Source organism: Paenibacillus ferrarius (genome assembly GCF_002027705.1).
Lineage (GTDB): Bacteria > Bacillota > Bacilli > Paenibacillales > NBRC-103111 > Paenibacillus_E > Paenibacillus_E ferrarius.
The window spans coordinates 121,610-138,187 of sequence record NZ_MBTG01000012.1 but is presented as its reverse complement, the minus strand read 5'-3'; the positions used below and the strand labels follow the sequence as shown (position 1 = coordinate 138,187).

General features: G+C 46.1%; 11 protein-coding genes. 1 reads left to right on the top strand and 10 read right to left on the bottom strand.

Going from position 1 to position 16,578, the window contains the following annotated elements:
- Positions 1 to 111 precede the first annotated feature (111 nt).
- The gene (locus BC351_RS13930) at positions 112 to 1,056 is read left to right on the top strand and encodes an alpha/beta hydrolase (protein WP_079412955.1); all 945 of its coding nucleotides are present in this window, start codon (positions 112 to 114) and stop codon (positions 1,054 to 1,056) included.
- Between the two features lie 353 nt (positions 1,057 to 1,409).
- On the opposite strand, the gene BC351_RS13925 is transcribed toward BC351_RS13930, so the two are convergent.
- From BC351_RS13925 to BC351_RS13890, 10 genes are all read right to left on the bottom strand, one after another.
- A complete protein-coding gene (locus tag BC351_RS13925) occupies positions 1,410 to 1,808 on the bottom strand; it encodes a GNAT family N-acetyltransferase (RefSeq protein WP_425270924.1) in 399 nt (132 codons plus the stop codon).
- A 39-nt stretch (positions 1,809 to 1,847) separates the two neighbouring features.
- Entirely contained in the window at positions 1,848 to 3,533 is a 1,686-nt protein-coding gene (gene ilvD / locus BC351_RS13920) for a dihydroxy-acid dehydratase (RefSeq protein WP_079412951.1), read from the bottom strand.
- Positions 3,534 to 3,978: 445 nt separating this feature from the next.
- The gene (locus tag BC351_RS13915; protein WP_244208993.1) at positions 3,979 to 4,245 is read right to left on the bottom strand and encodes a helicase-associated domain-containing protein; all 267 of its coding nucleotides are present in this window, start codon (positions 4,243 to 4,245) and stop codon (positions 3,979 to 3,981) included.
- Between the two features lie 49 nt (positions 4,246 to 4,294).
- Positions 4,295 to 4,465 (bottom strand): hypothetical protein, encoded by a 171-nt coding sequence (locus BC351_RS42245; protein ID WP_158082082.1) that lies wholly within the window; start codon positions 4,463 to 4,465, stop codon positions 4,295 to 4,297.
- An 11-nt stretch (positions 4,466 to 4,476) separates the two neighbouring features.
- Positions 4,477 to 5,979 (bottom strand): MDR family MFS transporter, encoded by a 1,503-nt coding sequence (locus BC351_RS13910; RefSeq protein WP_079412947.1) that lies wholly within the window; start codon positions 5,977 to 5,979, stop codon positions 4,477 to 4,479.
- 116 nt (positions 5,980 to 6,095) lie between these two features.
- Positions 6,096 to 7,286, bottom strand: coding sequence for an MFS transporter (locus BC351_RS13905; protein ID WP_079412945.1), 1,191 nt, complete (start codon positions 7,284 to 7,286; stop codon positions 6,096 to 6,098).
- Positions 7,287 to 7,529: 243 nt separating this feature from the next.
- Positions 7,530 to 13,931 (bottom strand): rhamnogalacturonan lyase family protein, encoded by a 6,402-nt coding sequence (locus tag BC351_RS43900; protein ID WP_279628339.1) that lies wholly within the window; start codon positions 13,929 to 13,931, stop codon positions 7,530 to 7,532.
- 565 nt (positions 13,932 to 14,496) lie between these two features.
- Positions 14,497 to 14,664, bottom strand: a complete 168-nt coding sequence (locus tag BC351_RS42240; protein WP_158082081.1) for a hypothetical protein — start codon at positions 14,662 to 14,664, stop codon at positions 14,497 to 14,499.
- 644 nt (positions 14,665 to 15,308) lie between these two features.
- Positions 15,309 to 16,136 (bottom strand): MBL fold metallo-hydrolase, encoded by an 828-nt coding sequence (locus BC351_RS13895; RefSeq protein WP_079412943.1) that lies wholly within the window; start codon positions 16,134 to 16,136, stop codon positions 15,309 to 15,311.
- A 17-nt stretch (positions 16,137 to 16,153) separates the two neighbouring features.
- The gene (locus BC351_RS13890) at positions 16,154 to 16,438 is read right to left on the bottom strand and encodes a hypothetical protein (protein ID WP_079412942.1); all 285 of its coding nucleotides are present in this window, start codon (positions 16,436 to 16,438) and stop codon (positions 16,154 to 16,156) included.
- Positions 16,439 to 16,578: the final 140 nt, after the last annotated feature.

Sequence of the window (16,578 nt, the reverse complement as noted above, 5' to 3'; positions counted from 1 at the left end):
GCCGCCTTTCGGCAGCTCAGTTCCTCTTTGATGGGCATCCTACATTCGTAGTTTCATTAGCAAGCTGTTGGTTTAATTAGTAGTAAGCAAGTAATAAAGGAGGATACACCTATGCCCAATAAAGTTCACCTTGAAGCTGCTGCTCAGAAATTTGCCGATGACAATGCAAAAGCCCCTTTCCTCTTTGACCTTGGTCCTGAAAAAGGACGAGAAACAGTCGACAAGGTGCAGTCCGAACCCGTTCATAAGGAACCGGTCGATACAGAAGATTTTACGATAAATGGAGGTCCGATCGGGCCCGTATCTGTGCGAGTTTTACGTCCCAAGAATGCTCCTGACCTGCTCCCCGTCATCCTCTATATCCATGGAGCTGGTTGGGTGTTTGGCAACGAACATACCCATGATAGGCTAATTCGCGAACTGGCTGTTGGGTCCCAATCTGCTGTTGTTTTTCCGAATTACAGCTTATCGCCGGAAGCTAAATACCCAACGGCGCTAGAAGAAATCTATGCCGTATTACAATGGGTTGCCGAGAACAGCGGCGATCAAGGCTTTGATGCCGAGCGCATCACCATTGCAGGCGATAGTGTTGGAGGAAATATGGCTGCTGCGATTACTTTGGTCGCCAAGGAACGCAAAGGTCCGGCCATACAGAAGCAGCTTCTGTTCTATCCGGTAACCGATGCCTCCTTCGAGACGGATTCCTATGAACAGTTTGCGACAGGCTATTTCCTGCGGCGCGATGCGATGCAGTGGTTCTGGGATCAATACACGGCTGATCCCCGCGAACGCGCGGAGATTACGGCTTCGCCGCTGCGCGCAACGCTCGAGCAGCTGAGCAGTCTGCCGCCCGCGCTGATCATCACGGGCGAAGCCGATGTGCTGCGCGATGAAGGCGAAGCCTACGCGAATAAGCTCCGCGAAGCCAGCGTGCCTGTCACCGCCGTGCGCTTCCAAGGCATCATCCACGATTTCGTGATGCTGAATGCCTTGGCCGACACCGCCGCGGCGCGCGGGGCGATCCTGCTCGCGAACGCATGGCTACGCGAGCAATAAAAGCTGCGAAGTTCAGCCAGTTGCTTTGCAAGTTTTCATTGAAACTAAGCTGGTCGATAGATGAGGCTGATTTCCATACGATCATCAAAAAAAGATTGATCTCCCAGGCACTTTGGTGTCACTGCAACTGAAAGCCTGCGAAAGTGCAGGTTTTTCTCTTTGATTTGATCGAAAAAGAGGAAAAGCCTGCAAATGTGCAGGCCTCTTGGCACTTTTCAGACTAAAATCTAAAAAGTACCGCAATAACCTGCACTTTTGCAGGAATTCTAAGAATATGGGTCATTCTGTGCAGAAAAAGATGCACTTTTGCAGGCTTTCCTCATGTACCAGGTTAAACTTTTTATATTCATCAGCTACTGCTTTTCGGCACTTTCCGAGCTGTACACATCCGAATATTTCGTATCTGACTTCTCCCAAACGTCTGCATAGGCCGGATTTTGCTGAAATTCTTCGAGGGCAAAGGAACAAGATGGAATGATTTTGCGGCCTTTCTCTCTCGCTTCTTCAACTACCAAATTCAGCAGCTGACGCCCAAGGTGCCGCCCGCGGAAACGCGGGTCAACGAACGTATGATCAATGACCCACGTATCCACATCAACAAGCTTATAGGTGATTTCCCCTACCGTGCCGGTTATCGTATTTAAGATATAGCTGTTCCCTTGTTTTTGGACAACGACTTCTTCTTCCGCTTCCCGAAATGTTGGATTAATTTGATTCATAAATGATGCACCTCCTGAAGGATAATAACGAATTAGTCATCATTACCCTTTGAGGGTGATCCTGAACCATACCTATAAATCAGTAACGGCTCCCTTGGAGGCCGAAGAGACTAACCGTGCATATTTTGCAAGCACGCCTCTGCTTACTTTTAATGGCGGCTGAATCCAGACTTGCTTGCGCTTTTCTAATTCCTCATCTGTGATCTGGAAGGAAATTTCCTGGGTTTCACTATCAATCGTGATGGCATCGCCATGCTGGAGATACGCAATCGGTCCACCGACTTGCGCTTCAGGGGCCACATGCCCGACAACAAAGCCGTGAGATCCCCCCGAGAATCGGCCATCCGTCATCAACGCGACCTCACCGCCAAGACCTTTTCCTACTATTAAAGCCGTGACAGATAGCATTTCGGGCATACCAGGTCCGCCTTTGGGACCACAGTAGCGAATGACCAGCACATCGCCTTTCTGGATTTCATCTCTGAGGATCGCCTCCGTTGCTGCGACCTCGCTGTCATATACGCGAGCTGGGCCGGTAAAGCGCAGCTTTTTCATGCCAGACATTTTGGCGATGGCTCCTTCCGGCGCCAAGTTTCCTTTTAACACGACAAGAGGACCTGTAGCTTTCAAAGGTTTATCAAAAGGATAAATAATATCCTGATCTGCCTGCAGCGGTGCAGCCTCCGCTAGATTCTCAGCCAACGTTTTCCCTGTAACGGTCAAACAATCACCATGAAGCAGTCCTTGCGCAAGAAGCAGCTTCATGACACCTGGCACACCGCCAATATCATTCAAATCCTGCATCGCATATTTACCACTGGGCTTCAGATCAGCAATGTGCGGGACCTTCAAACGAATCCGTTCAAAATCATCATACGTTAACTCAACTTCTACGGAATGAGCGATGGCGATTAAATGTAAGAAAGCGTTGGTTGATCCGCCTAAAGCCATAACAACTGTAATTGCATTTTCAAAAGCTCGTTTCGTCATAATATCTCTTGGATAGATGCCTTTGTCCAATAAGTCGATGACAGTTTCGCCTGCTTTGGCACATTCTAACGCTTTATTTGCCGAGATGGCAGGCGTAGAAGAGGAACCCGGCAGACTCATTCCTAAAGCTTCTGCAGCTGAAGCCATCGTATTCGCGGTGTACATGCCGCCGCATGCTCCAGCACCAGGGCAAACACTGCATTCCACTTTGTGCAATTCTTCTTCTGTCATGCGCCCATCATGATATTGCCCCACTGCCTCGAACGCGGTGACGATATCCACATCTTTCCCGTCCAGCTTCCCAGGCTGAATTGTTCCGCCATACACATAAACCGCAGGCAAATTCATTCGACCAATGGCCATTAAGCAAGCTGGTGTATTCTTATCACATCCGCCAACTGCGACCAACCCGTCAAAGCGCTCAGCGCCCGTAACGATTTCAATGGAATCGGCAATGGCCTCGCGGCTTGGCAAAGAAAACAACATTCCATCATGCCCCATGGATATGCCATCGGAGACGGTTATTGTGTTGAATATGAGCGGGGCTCCACCGTGTTCCTGAACGCCTTTTTTAGCGTGCAAAGCGAGTTCATTAATATGAATGTTACAAGGCGTAACCTCACTCCAAGTGCTGGCAACACCGATCATCGGCTTCTTGAAATCCTCATCCTTGAAACCTACAGCACGCAACATCGCACGGTTGGGAACGCGGTTCACGCCTTCGCTTATCACTTTACTGCGAATTCTCAAATCTTTCTTCTCGGTCATAGGGATTCATCCTCTCGCATGGATTGTTTAATTGTTATATGCAATATATCGCATACACATATTGAATGCAATCTTTTTTCTTGTAAAAGTGAAAAAACCTCTATCGTGGCCACTCAAGGATGAGTGACCGCGTTTAGAGGTAACAAAACTGAGACTGCCTTTTTCGCAGGCCCAGAAGGCTCTCGGCTACTTTTTGCTGCTGAGACGGCTTTTTCGGCGGGCTCAGCTTGCTTTTTCGGGGGTTGGGGCTTTTTTAGCTCAGGAGACTGCCTTTTTGGCTGGCCCAGAAGGCTTTCGGCTACTTTTTGCTGCTGAGACAACTTTTTTGGCGGGCTCAGCTTGCTTTTTCGGGGGGTGGGGCTTTTTATCTCATGAGACTGCCTTTTTCGCAGGCTCAGGAGGCTCTCGGCTACTTTTTGCTGCTGAGACGGCTTTTCGGGCGGGCTCAGCTTGCTTTTTCGGGGTTGGGCGAGCCCAACTCATTAAGCAGAATAAGAGGCTCATCTTTATCATATAAGCTGAATGTGTTCGCCGGATTCTCCGCAGCATTCTCTTCTTTCGGCAAACCTGCGGCAGCTGCATTCCAGAGTGATAACGGAGAAATTCGGTACGTGTGGAGATGCTCCGGACTTTTGACTATGTCTACAAAGCGAGAAAGCTCACCTCTAACCGCTTCAAAATCCGGGTAATGCGTTTCTGCCAAAACTGTCAAACCGCATGCCACCTCCTTTTCACCTTAGTTTGAAAGGAAAAGGCTTGATTTAAAAATAACCGATCGCAACCAAGACAAGCAGTGAAAGCCCACCAGCTATCGGAAGGAGCCTGAACCTCCTTTTCTCTGCCTTATCGTACCAGTGTGTCCTTCGCGAGCGTCTCTCTATCTCTTTGACCTGCTCCTCGTATCTTTTCTCTATCTCATATAGATTCCACATGGCAACTCCCCCTATTCGTTGGTAGAAACGAATTTTACCATGGTCGAAAGTATTTCCTTTTTCATGAACAAACAAGCAAGAAAGGCTACAATCGCGAAAGCAATGCTGATGGCAAAAATATGTTGGAAAGCTCCAGTGAAAATCAGCTTAATATTCATCAGTAGTTCCGGAGAAATCCCCTTCGGAATGCCGCCATTCATAATCGTTTCACTTGTTCCTTCGGGAAACTGGCCGGATAACCCCGAGATCCCGCTCGAAATATTTCTGGACAGCAAGCTCCCAAAGATGCTGAAACCAAGCGTAGTTCCAATCGCCTGGAACAACTGAACCGTAGCCACCCCTACCCCGCTATGCTCCTTCTGCACAGATTCCTGCACAATCAAGTTATCCGAGCCGAATAGCACGCCGATCCCGAGTCCCAGAATGAAAAAGGCAACGATCACATAGAGAACGGTCGTATCGGCGCCTATGCGGGACAGCAGGATAAAACTAAGCAAAGGAAAAACAAAAGAAACGATGAAAAGATGCTTGTAAGCAATTTTGGTAATCAAATTCCCGCAAACGATACTGGCTGGTATGGCACCTGCCATGAAAGCTAACGATAAGTAACCGGAGGCTGTTGGTGACAAGCCCATCACATTTTGAGCGAAGAAAGGAAATCCCGACATACCGCCCATAATGCCCAGCATTGTAAGAAAAACAATCACAGATAGCACGATAATGGAGCGATTTTTAAATAAGACAAGTGGAATAATCGGTTCCTTCGCTTTCGCTTCAATCCGCACGAAGAGGATAATCAGCGCTGCTGCTGCTATTAATAAGCCAATGATGATGGGTGAACCCCATGAATACCCTTTGACATCAATGAGAACAGGAGCAAGCAGCAGTGACAGCATCGACAATACAAGAGTGAAAGCTCCTGCCCAATCAATCACCTTCTTCTCTGCACCGATAGACTCGCGCATGCCTTTGGAAACAACAAGTGCCGAGGCAATTGCAACAGGAATGTTGATGAGAAAAATCCAATGCCAGCTAATATGACTTACAAAATAGCCGCCAATCGTCGGCCCAAGCAGTTGTGGCAGAATAAGCAGCGGGCCTACCAAGCTTTGTACTTTGGCTCGCTGTTCCAATGGAAACGTATCTCCGATGATGATCATGGCAAGGGGCATAAGCCCACCTGCTCCAATGCCCTGAACACCTCTGCCAACCAAAAGCATCGTCATGGAGTCTGCGAAACCGCAAATGACGGACCCGATCAAGAACAAAGCCACACAGCTTAAGTAAATCTTCTTGCGGCCGTAAATATCAGCCAATTTGCCGAAAATCGGCATAAACATCGTGATGGAGAGCATGTAGATGCCCGCAACCCACCCATATAGCGATAAACCGTGCAAATCTCTAATAATGGTTGGCAAAGCTGTGGATACAATCGTTTGATCCAGCTCCGAGAATATCAGACCTAACAGCAATCCGATTAGAACCAGTTTTTTATTATTTCCTTGCGTTTTCAAAAGGACACCTCATCTTCATCCATATTGGTTGCTTCTTCTTACTTCTCTATAAGCATAAAACCAAAATGAACTTCCTTCATCCGACTTGGGGATTTAAATTGTCTCGGTCTGGAGAACTAGAGTGGTTGCCGCTTTTTTTGGGTGAGTGGGCTTAACAGTACTGCTCCTATGACAAGTAAAACGCCGCTAACGATGTATACCGTGAATAGCGATAGTTCATTTTTCAAAAACCCTGAAATCGACATCCCCATGACCATCATCCCCATAAAAATCGATGTGATCGCTCCGCTAACGCGTCCCATGAATGCACTTTCGGTATTTCTAATTATAAGGGTTTGAATGCCGATTTGAACGCACGGATAAAACAAACCGGCAATGACTTGAAGCACAATGGTCAACACGATGTTGTGTGATGCGCCAACTAGTACCGTACTAACAGCACTAACAAGCAAACCAACAGCAAGCAAAATTTGTGGTTTAATCTTTTTGGCGATCCCCATGATACTAATACCGCCTACCAGCATCGCAGCACCATTTGTCAATAAAAGCCACTGTAGAAATGATTTGTCCAACCCCAGATTCTCAATGACGATAAACAACGACAGCGGTTGAATGATGCCTGATGCCACTCCCGTGACAGCAAAAGTTACGCTTAACGTCCTCAGGGAAGAATTAATCCATAAATAGCGAAGTCCAGACATCATATCTTCTATAAAATGACTTGAGCTTTCGGATTTTGGTTCTTTGTGATCGCTAGGAAGCCGCAGTAAGATGACGCCTGAGCTACAGAACATAACAAGTGTGAGTATTAAAGAAACTTCTATACCGAACTGAAGAAAGATAAAAGTGCCAATAATCGGACCCAAGACCATAAATATCGCAATTAAGGTTTGATTCATCGCCATCACGCCTTGCAATTGTTCCATGGTTACATGCTTCTTGTAAATTTTCATGGCAGAAGGCTGTGAGAATTGAGATAAGCTCGCCGATACTAATGTTCCTAAGAGCAGCGCAATCCATGAACCGTAATGAAAAGCAATAAGAACAATGAATACAGATAATGCAGAAATGAAATCGGCACCGACCATGGTTCGTTTTGGCTGCCAGCGATCAGCGAATAAGCCTCCAATTATAGCAAACACAAAAATGGGCGCATACTCGACAACCGAAATAAGAGATACATAGTGTGGATCATTATTCGTCCACTCTGCGACATACAGCAGAACAGCAAAATTGCGGATCCAAATCCCCAGCTGCAAGAGCACACGGGATACGAAGATGGTTCGTACATAACGATTTGAAAACATGTGAATTCATATCCTTTCTTTAAAATCAAATTTGATGACGTAATAAACAAAATCAATATTCTAACATCAATATATAGACATATTACATTATTGTTTATTTAATTTCAATGATAATCACAAAATATCATAGACAATTTATAATTTTGTCTATATTTTTATCTCATCGCACAATATAATCGGCAGCGTTATCACTGAAACCAAAGAACCCGCGGAAGCCGCGGGTCCAATTTCATTTATCTGTCATTATTTCGTTATCTTAACATTCATCGTATCACTCCAGGTTGCTCCTGCTCCATTAATCAGTTCAGCACGATAGTCATAGCTGCCTTTGGCCTTATTGGTGATCGTTGTTACGGCCGATTGAGCCGATGGTGTTGAACTGGTCAATGTTTGAGTATAGACAAGATCACCATTTTCATACAGATTGTACGTTGTTGCGTTCGTTCCCCACCACATGTTCATGCTGATCTTGAAGTTGCCGTCACCATCCCAATTGTCGTTCGACAGGACGGGTTTCTCCGGATTGGCTTTGGTCACTGCAACAGCATGTGTACTGCTCTTCGTCGTACCGTATGCATTCGTCAGCTCAGCATAGTAGCGATAGGTGCCATTTTTCTTGCCGCTGATGGACGTTGCTGCTGTTTGTGCATTTGGCGAGTTGTCGGTAAGCGTTTGAGTATCAATGAGCACATCATTCTCATAAAGCCTATATACATTGCCGTTATCCCCGTACCACATGTTCATTATTACCTTGTAATCACCATCTTGAAGACCTGAGTCATATCCATTGTCATCCGTAAGAACGGGAGTGCCCGGTTTGTTTGTGCTTTTCGTTGTGATGTTGCTCACCTGAGCCACAGCCGTTCCTTTATTACCCGCAGCATCAACGAATTCAAAGGTAAAACTGCCATTAAAGGAAAAGGCATAGCTGGCTGAACCTTGATTATTCGTGATTGTTACAGGTTCGCTTGGTGTAAGTGAAGCAACAACGGTTCCGGCAGTTGGCGCAGTTTGGCTGTAGGCTACCGTTGCTGCAGGAATTACTTTATCAATATTACTAACAACAAAGCTGCTTACTTTCGATATTTGACCTGAAGCATCAGTTCCTCTTGCAAACAACGACGTATTCTCAGTAATGACAACTGGAGCCGTATACGCTGTCCATGGACCATTTGCACCCAGCCTAAATTCCTTCACATACGCAGTTGATGGATAGCTGATTGTAACTGTAACATCTGTATTCGTCGGTTTACTGATATTTGCGGCAAATACGGCGTTCCCCAGCGGTTGGCCAACCGCAGTAATGCTTGGAGCTTGCGGCATGGTCATGCCATCCCCCAAATAAAAGCTCGGATGAGGCGGCTGATTGTAAGAAATATTTTGCCAAGCGACACTCAATCTATACTCTGGATCGTGCATTAGCGTATAGATGCGATAGTCGGTTATATTTGTAGTCGTATAAATGCGGAGTGCGCTGCTGTCTTCTGTTCTCCACACGGCTTCCTCTCGCCAATCACCGAATAAATCAGCCTGAAGATTGGGTGTTCCCTTGGTTGTATTATTCGAATAAGTCCCTTGCGCCTTCATTATGTTAACGGGCTTGTTATTCATATAGTCCCATTTATCAATTTTGCCGACACCTGCAGCGATCGCGTCATTGTAGTCATGATCCAGAATCTCGCGAAGCAGATCTCCATCCCACCAGATACCGAAGTTGGCACCTGGGATCGTATCGGAGATTTTCACACCTTTGGCTGTATAAATACCTCCCGTAGTTGTGTTCCATTCAGATGAACCAACTGCCCATGTCTCCTCGCCCTTGTAGCGGGGATCAATATCGCCTGACATGCCTCGGCCCACATCATAATTCGTAGGAACTCCCCAAATTAATTCACCTGTGGCCGCATCCCGGAATTCAAGACCGGATGGGTTCGGATAATGCTCATGTACAGCCCATACTTCCATACCGGGACGATCCGGATCTAAGTCGCCCAGATGCATCGCATCCCCATGACCAAGTCCTGTGCTGTATAAGCCTGTGCCATCATCATCCAGCGCCATGGCGCCGTAGATAATTTCATCCTTGCCATCGTTATCGACATCGGCAACACTGATGCCATGATTCCCTTGACCGGCATATGCGGAGTTGCCCGGTTCGCCAGAGTCGAAGGTCCATAGTTTGGAAAGCTGACCCTCTCGATAATTGTAGGCTGCTAGTACGGTTCTCGTGTAGTATCCGCGAGCCATGACTAGGCTTGGTCTTTCGCCATCCAAATAGGCAATAGCCGCATTGAAACGATCCACCCGATTTCCATAGCTATCGCCCCAATCAGCTACGTTGCCCCTTGGCGGTTCGTAACTAGTTGTTACCATTGCTTTGCCAGTCAGCCCATTGAAAACTGTCAGAAATTCTGGTCCGCTTAAAATATAACCGGTAGCATTGCGGTAGTCTGCATTGGCGTCTCCAATGACGGTTCCAGTGCCGTCTATCGTCCCATCAGCTGTTTTGAAAGCAACCTCCGCTTTCCCGTCACCATCCAAGTCATATACCATGAATTGGGTATAATGAGCGCCGGCTCGAATATTTTTGCCTAAGTCTATACGCCATAGCCGCGTACCATCCATTTTATAGGCATCCATGTAGACATTGCCGGTATACCCCGCTTGGGAGTTGTCATGCGCATTCGAAGGATTCCATTTCAAAATAATTTCATACTTGCCATCACCGTCCAAATCACCAACACTGGCATCATTGGCACTGTACGTATAGACTTCTCCAGCAGGAGTGACACCGTCTGCCGGTTTTTGGATTGGAATATCAAAATAAGGCTGATTCCATGGCTGCACGGAGCCATTTGCCGCTTCTTCTACTCCGTCGTTGACAGCCCTAACCTCGTAGTTGGAAGTCACTGTTCCTACCGCATCCTCATAGTTCGTACTGCCGGTAATCGGCTGCGTATTTATTTTCTGTCCATCACGATAAAGATTAAAGCTTATGGAAGCTGGATCTGTCCCCAGCAATCGCCAACCGACATAGATCCCTCTGTCTGTCTTGACTGCCACAAGCGAGCGGTCCAAGTATTCCATTTGTCTGACCAGCTTCGTGGTTCCCGGTGTTGCCAGCACTGCCGACATTTCCGAAATACCGCCCACGCTCACAGCCGCTACACGGTAATAATAGGGAACCGTTGTCAACACCGTCGAATCCGTGAAAGTGTTCGTTTTGGAGCTTCCCACCAGAGCGAAGGGGCCGTTCTCTTTTTTAGCGCGATAAATCGTGTAGGATTTCGCATTGATGACTGGTTGCCAGGACAAGCCGATGTCCTTTTTGTTAACGGATGTATAGATAAGTTCTGTAGGTGCTGCCGGCTTCGGCTTGCTTGGGTCTATTGCAGAAACAGCTAGCGGCAGTGATGTGACCGATTCGCTCCCTGTTTTATCTACAGTAGTCACTGTGTAAGTATATGGAATTCCAACATCGATGGTCTTATCTATAAAAGTGGGTTGAGTCACTTCTGCAACTTTCACAGCATTTGGCGCTTCATCAACCTTCCGATAAAGTCTGTAGGCGACCGCATCTTCTGAAACATGCCAAGAAAAACTCGCCTGTGGTTGGTCCGCTTCCAAATCGAGGCTATCCAGCTTCAAGCCAGTGGGTGCTTGCAAGACTGGTGTAATTTCAAGGCCGTTCACAATAGCTGTGCTGCTGCCGAAGACGAAATTCATTTGACCGTCTCTGACTTGCACTTGGTTAAATACCGCTTCTGAGATCGAATTTTTCGCTGCGGACACGGTGCCGTAGTCTTTGCCTTCAATCACAAACGAAGTTTTGGCTGAGCCGGATAGATCTCCTACATAAGCTTTGACCGAGTAGGTCCCATTCGGCAAATCAACCATGAACTCCCAGCCGACATTGAAATAGCCTAGCCAATCTCGTACCAAATCATTGCCGCCAGCACCGCGATCACGCGTAATCATGCCAACGTTCGACTTGATTCCATAACCAAGCGCAGGTGTATATAGCGTGTTTAAAGTAACACCTGTATAGCCTTCGGCAACCGGGCTTCCAACAGGACCAAAATCATACTTATACACCGCGGATTTGGTCGTAAGTGAAATGGCGTCCGAGGGTACTGATTCTCCCCGGCCATTCACAGCTGTTACCTGCAAATCGTAGGTTAGTCCCTCTTTCATTCCGCCTAAGCTTGTTGTAGGTATGGTTGCTGTTCCAACCAATGTGTAGGCTGAATCCGTGGACAATTTGCGATAAATCTTATAAATCTCGGCTGCTTCTACCGCATCCCACTTTAGCACTGCACCTGCATTGCTAATACTTCCAACTGTAAGCCCTGTTGGCTTCCCAGGTATTGCAGCTGGTAGATTGGCATCTTTGACGAATACTGATATGGGCAATCCTAATTCTTTAATACCTCCAGAAAGCAAGCGTGCGATCTGAATCGCTCCGTACTCTTGGAAATGTGTATTATCTGCCGAACCGTTAGGAAAGGCTTGATAAATACCCGGTTCCAAATGAAGGAACACAGAGAGAGAAGCCGCAGGTCCAATCGAATCATAATAGGCAACGCTGAGTGAACTCAAATCAACTAATTTGACATCCAGCTCTTGGGCGACTTCCTTCATACCTGCCACATATTCGGGGAAGCTTACATTAAATTTGCCGGTATCCGCATTGAAATCCCGACGTCCCATCGGCGTAACCAATACAGGCGTTGCACCACGTTGGCGTGCGCCATTCACATAGGTTTTCAGATAGTTTTTGTAATCTGGTACAGAGGCATATCGTTCTGGGACGCTGATCGTTGCATCATTGTGGCCGAATTGTATGAAGAAGTAATCATTCGGTTTAATGATACGCAAAATTTCGTCCAGACGCCCTTCTACAATAAACGATTTGGAGCTTCGACCACCGATGGAACGATTGGAAAATGTCACATTATCCGTGAAATAACGAGGAATCATTTGCCCCCAGCCCGCCTGAGGCTTCCAATATTCTTCATAGGTTTGTACCGTTGAATCCCCGGCCAAATAAATCGTAGGAATTTCACCGGCTTGACGAGTCTCCTGCTTCGTAATAACTAGCGAATTGATTTTCGGCGCTGTCCCGCTAAACTCCAAGTTTAGCTGGCCGTCAACCAAGGCAATGTCGAAAGAAGTTTCGAGGAATTGCCCCGCCTCCTTCGTCGTTTGAGCGACCTTCTGAATGGATTCGGCTTTGATGGCTACATCTGTCGCAGCGGCTGCATCGCCTGCTAGGATCGCTACCTTGTAATCACCGTGCGGCAAATCAATTTGGAAGGCTGTTCCCGCAGGTGAAACAAAATCCGATTTCAGTGGATCTGCCGTTCCCCGATCGCCTTCACTGACAAGCTGCGTGTTCGCAAATCCATACTTCATCTGCGCCGAATAAGCGGAGGCAGCCGTTACGCGGATATACCCATCTGCTAAGGCTCCGGGCCCGAAGTCGAACTTGAATGGCGAGCCTTCAGGAAGCGGCTGGGCAGGCACATACTTCGTGCTGGAAACTGTACTCGAAGCAGCCGAGACACCTGCACTGTTCGTTGCTTTCACTTGATAATACTGAACTGTTGAGGTGTCCGCCGACGCATCGGTGAAAGTTGTTGTGGTTGATTGCCCAACATTAGCGAACTCGCCATTTAGCGAGCTAGCTCGATAAATCATATAGCCATTCGCACCGGTCGAAGCTGCCCACTGCAAGCTCACCGCTTGCGCTTCCACCTTGCTTACCGTTAGGTTCGTTGGCGCAGCCGGAATTTGCAGCGAAGGCTGTGCAACCTCCGCTATAACAGCTGCGCTTTGAGCTGAGGCAGCCCCTCCTGCATTAACAGCAGCAACTTGGTAAGAATAGCTATAGCCTAAAGTAACACTCGTATCTACATAATCTGGCTCAGTAACTCGAATCAATTGAGCGTTAACCGTATTGCCCACGGTTGTTCGGTATAAATCATAGTACACGGCATCAGTCACGCTGTTCCAATGCAGGGTGACTGATGGCGTAGTGCCAGCAGTTGTAATTTGGGTCACTGCTAGTCCATCAGGAACAGCTGGCGGCACATTTAGAACTGGCGAAATGGTAATTCCGTTAACATAGCCATTATTGCCAAAATCCAGCGTCATTTGACCATCGCTCACCGTCACACGGTAAGTCGCAGAGTTGACTGCTTGACGGGATTGAATAGTCCCCATCAATTGACCTTCAATCGTGACAGATGTCTTCGTCGTCGATGTACCTGTCAGCAAATCACCGGAATAAACCGTCACATCATAGCTTCCATTAGGAACATCCACTTTAAACGTATAAGGATTCGAAGCACCTGGGATAAAAAAGTCCGCTGTCAGATTATCGCCAACCCCTGTTCGATATCTCGAATTCACATTAGCCGTTAAACCATACCCAAGCTCAGGTGTGTATAGGAGTTTATCGTGAACGGCAGTAAAGCCTTCCATGGTTGGACTAGTCGCCGTCCCAAAATCGAACTTCCATGTTTGCTGGGAGCCAGCAGCATGCGCCGGTTGTACCTGAAATGGAATTCCTGCCGCAATGGTATAAATCAACATTATAAAACTAAGGACAATCAAAATCATTCGCTTCATGTGAATCTTCACAGTCATGCCTCCTCTGTTGTATTAATGTCCTTGTACAGAATTAATCCGCCACTTTATGCGGAATTAAACCCATCACTTTGTAAAGAATTAATCACCACTTTATACAGAATTAACCCATCACTTTGTACAGAAATAATCCACCACTTTATGTGGAATTAAACCACCACTTCGTACAGAATTAAACACCACTTTACACAGAATTAAACCACCACTTCGTGCAGAATTAAACACCACTTTACACAGAATTAAACCACCACTTCGTGCAGAATTAACACGCCTGTCGTGTATGCGTTTTCATTACTAAAAAGCATTCTTTCCTAGATAGCCGCTTTACGGCGTATTTCATCATCACCATCCTTCGACATGAACTTCGTACTCGCAGGTTACATAAAGTGCCAACCTCCTAACTTCAAATATAGTTCTGATCATAGTCGCAATTGGCGAATATTCCCATCTAATAAACCGTTGTCTTTGTTTAAAAAACAGAGGGCACTTTTAAACACAAAAAAACGCACATCCCCGTGCGTTTGCGATCGCGCTTATAAGTGGCATACAGCCATAACCTCTATTCCGTAGAAGCACCATCATCTCCACAAGTGGACTGCGCCTTGTCTGAACAAATAAAACAAAGCAAGGTTTGATCTTCTGTATGAACTCCGGTGAGAAAACCTTCCATACAATAAATTTCTTTCTTGCATTCTCGACAAAGACCCACCAGCTCTTGCATCATCATCCCTCCTATTTGTAATATACTCCCTAACCTAAATGTGCCACCTATAAACAATGTCCGCAGCTCACCGATTTGAAAATGCCTGCATAAGTGCAGCCTTTTCCCATTATATCGAGTGAAAACATGAGAAAACCTGCGATTATACAGGCTTTTTAAGCTTTTTCTTCCTAGAACCGAAAAAAGGTCTCCAAAGGATGCATAACCGCAGGCTTTTCACCCTTTTACCTATTCCTAAGACGAAAAGGATGCATATTTGCAGGAATTATCAGAAATATACGGACGGACGTGACCAGCATGGGCACTACTCAAAGTCGCTCCAAACATCCCAATGAAGTATAATAAATTGTTTCCAAAAACATCCATTTTCAGGATGAAGAAGGCTGTCCACAAGTAAATCTACTTGTAGGACAGCCCCTTGTGACGGTGAATTGATAGTTGGTACTTATGCGATGAACCTTACTTTGGCTTGGTCCTTACCTCATCCATTTATGCAGTACGTGTACTACACTGAAGTGTCTGCGGCACATCTCCTCGCTTCTATATGGATTCAACAACAACTTCCCTGGTATTTATCTCGTTGAATGCTCAACGGAACCACACCTCTCTTGTTTCACCGTCATGAAATAGGATGCCCGCTCTGGCCATTCTTATACATGGGAATCTACAAATTCCCTTCGGATCACTTGAACATTTTCCTGATGACATTCTTCTGTAAAGCTCGATGGGAAAGCATGCTCCTGCTTCAGAACTTCTAGCGCCAGCTCATCGTTTTCGATGACTGCCCGGCAGAGACGATCCAAATAATCGGATGCCATCATAAGACGCCTCTGCATTTCAACTGAATCCCCGGTAGCTGCCCCATGGCCAGGAACGAGCAAATTAACGCGATATGTTTCGTATAGATGTTTGACTTTATCCAAAGTTTGACGATAGCCTTTGGCGCTTTGATAAATAAAAGGCAGCTCGAAATCAGATAAATAATCACCCGCAATCAAGATTCCCTGTGGTTCAATGATCGTGATCAATCCATCTGCTGTATGACCTGGAGCCTTATAAAAGGTTAGCGTCGTGCTTCCAAGTTGAAGCTTTTCGCCATCCTTATGGATTACAAAGTCCAGCTCTGGAAAAGATACTGGATAATTCCTCACCACATAATGCTTGGCATCGAACTCGCGGATTAATTGGAGCTTACGTTCCTTCTGCGGATGCTGCTGCAGCCCAGCACTCCCTATCGTTTGGGCATCGGGAAATGCTTGATAACCAATAATATGATCAAAGTCCCCATGCGTGAACAACAAGTAAATATCCCGCTCTCCTTTAATCCTATTGACATATTGCTGAATCTCTTCCACTTCATTAGGCAACCAATTGGGGTCCACAACAAGTATAAGATCTTCGGTTTGCAAAACGGTAGATGTTGTTTGATATAGAACGCTCTGGAACACAGTTACGTGTTCGTTTCGATATTGAATCATAAACAGCACACTCCTTTTTAGTCTTTCTGATTATTCATGTCTTCAATGTCCTTAAGAGATGGCAGATCCTTCACATCAAATTGTTCTTCTGATTGTTCCCTTTGTTTAATAAGTGATTTGAAGCTCTCTGATTCTTTTCTTTTGTTAAATTTATGCAAAATGCCTTTTTGATCATCATATAGAACAATAAGCAAAGTTATAATGAACGAAAAATCTACGATAACCATTCCGTAAATGCTTGTAGAGATGAATAATGCGAGATTCAGAATGATGATTCCAATAAAAATAATGATCCCTCTCAATATATTACCTCCTCTGTCCGTACAAATCATCTAATTTAAGCCTCAACAACGCTTCAACAAATAATAAATCAGCAGCAAGCCTTCCAAGGAACCGTGCGGAAATGCTGTGCCTTCTGCTTTGGTCGGTGAAAAGATTTATT

Bases quoted from the DNA above. Each gene is read 5' to 3' on its own strand.
- BC351_RS13930 (WP_079412955.1), top strand. From the start codon at position 112: ATGCCCAATAAAGTTCACCTTGAAGCTGCTGCTCAGAAATTTGCCGAT.
- ilvD (WP_079412951.1), bottom strand. From the start codon at position 3,533: ATGACCGAGAAGAAAGATTTGAGAATTCGCAGTAAAGTGATAAGCGAA.
- BC351_RS42245 (WP_158082082.1), bottom strand. From the start codon at position 4,465: ATGTGGAATCTATATGAGATAGAGAAAAGATACGAGGAGCAGGTCAAA.
- BC351_RS13905 (WP_079412945.1), bottom strand. From the start codon at position 7,286: ATGTTTTCAAATCGTTATGTACGAACCATCTTCGTATCCCGTGTGCTC.
- BC351_RS42240 (WP_158082081.1), bottom strand. From the start codon at position 14,664: ATGATGATGCAAGAGCTGGTGGGTCTTTGTCGAGAATGCAAGAAAGAA.
- BC351_RS13895 (WP_079412943.1), bottom strand. From the start codon at position 16,136: ATGATTCAATATCGAAACGAACACGTAACTGTGTTCCAGAGCGTTCTA.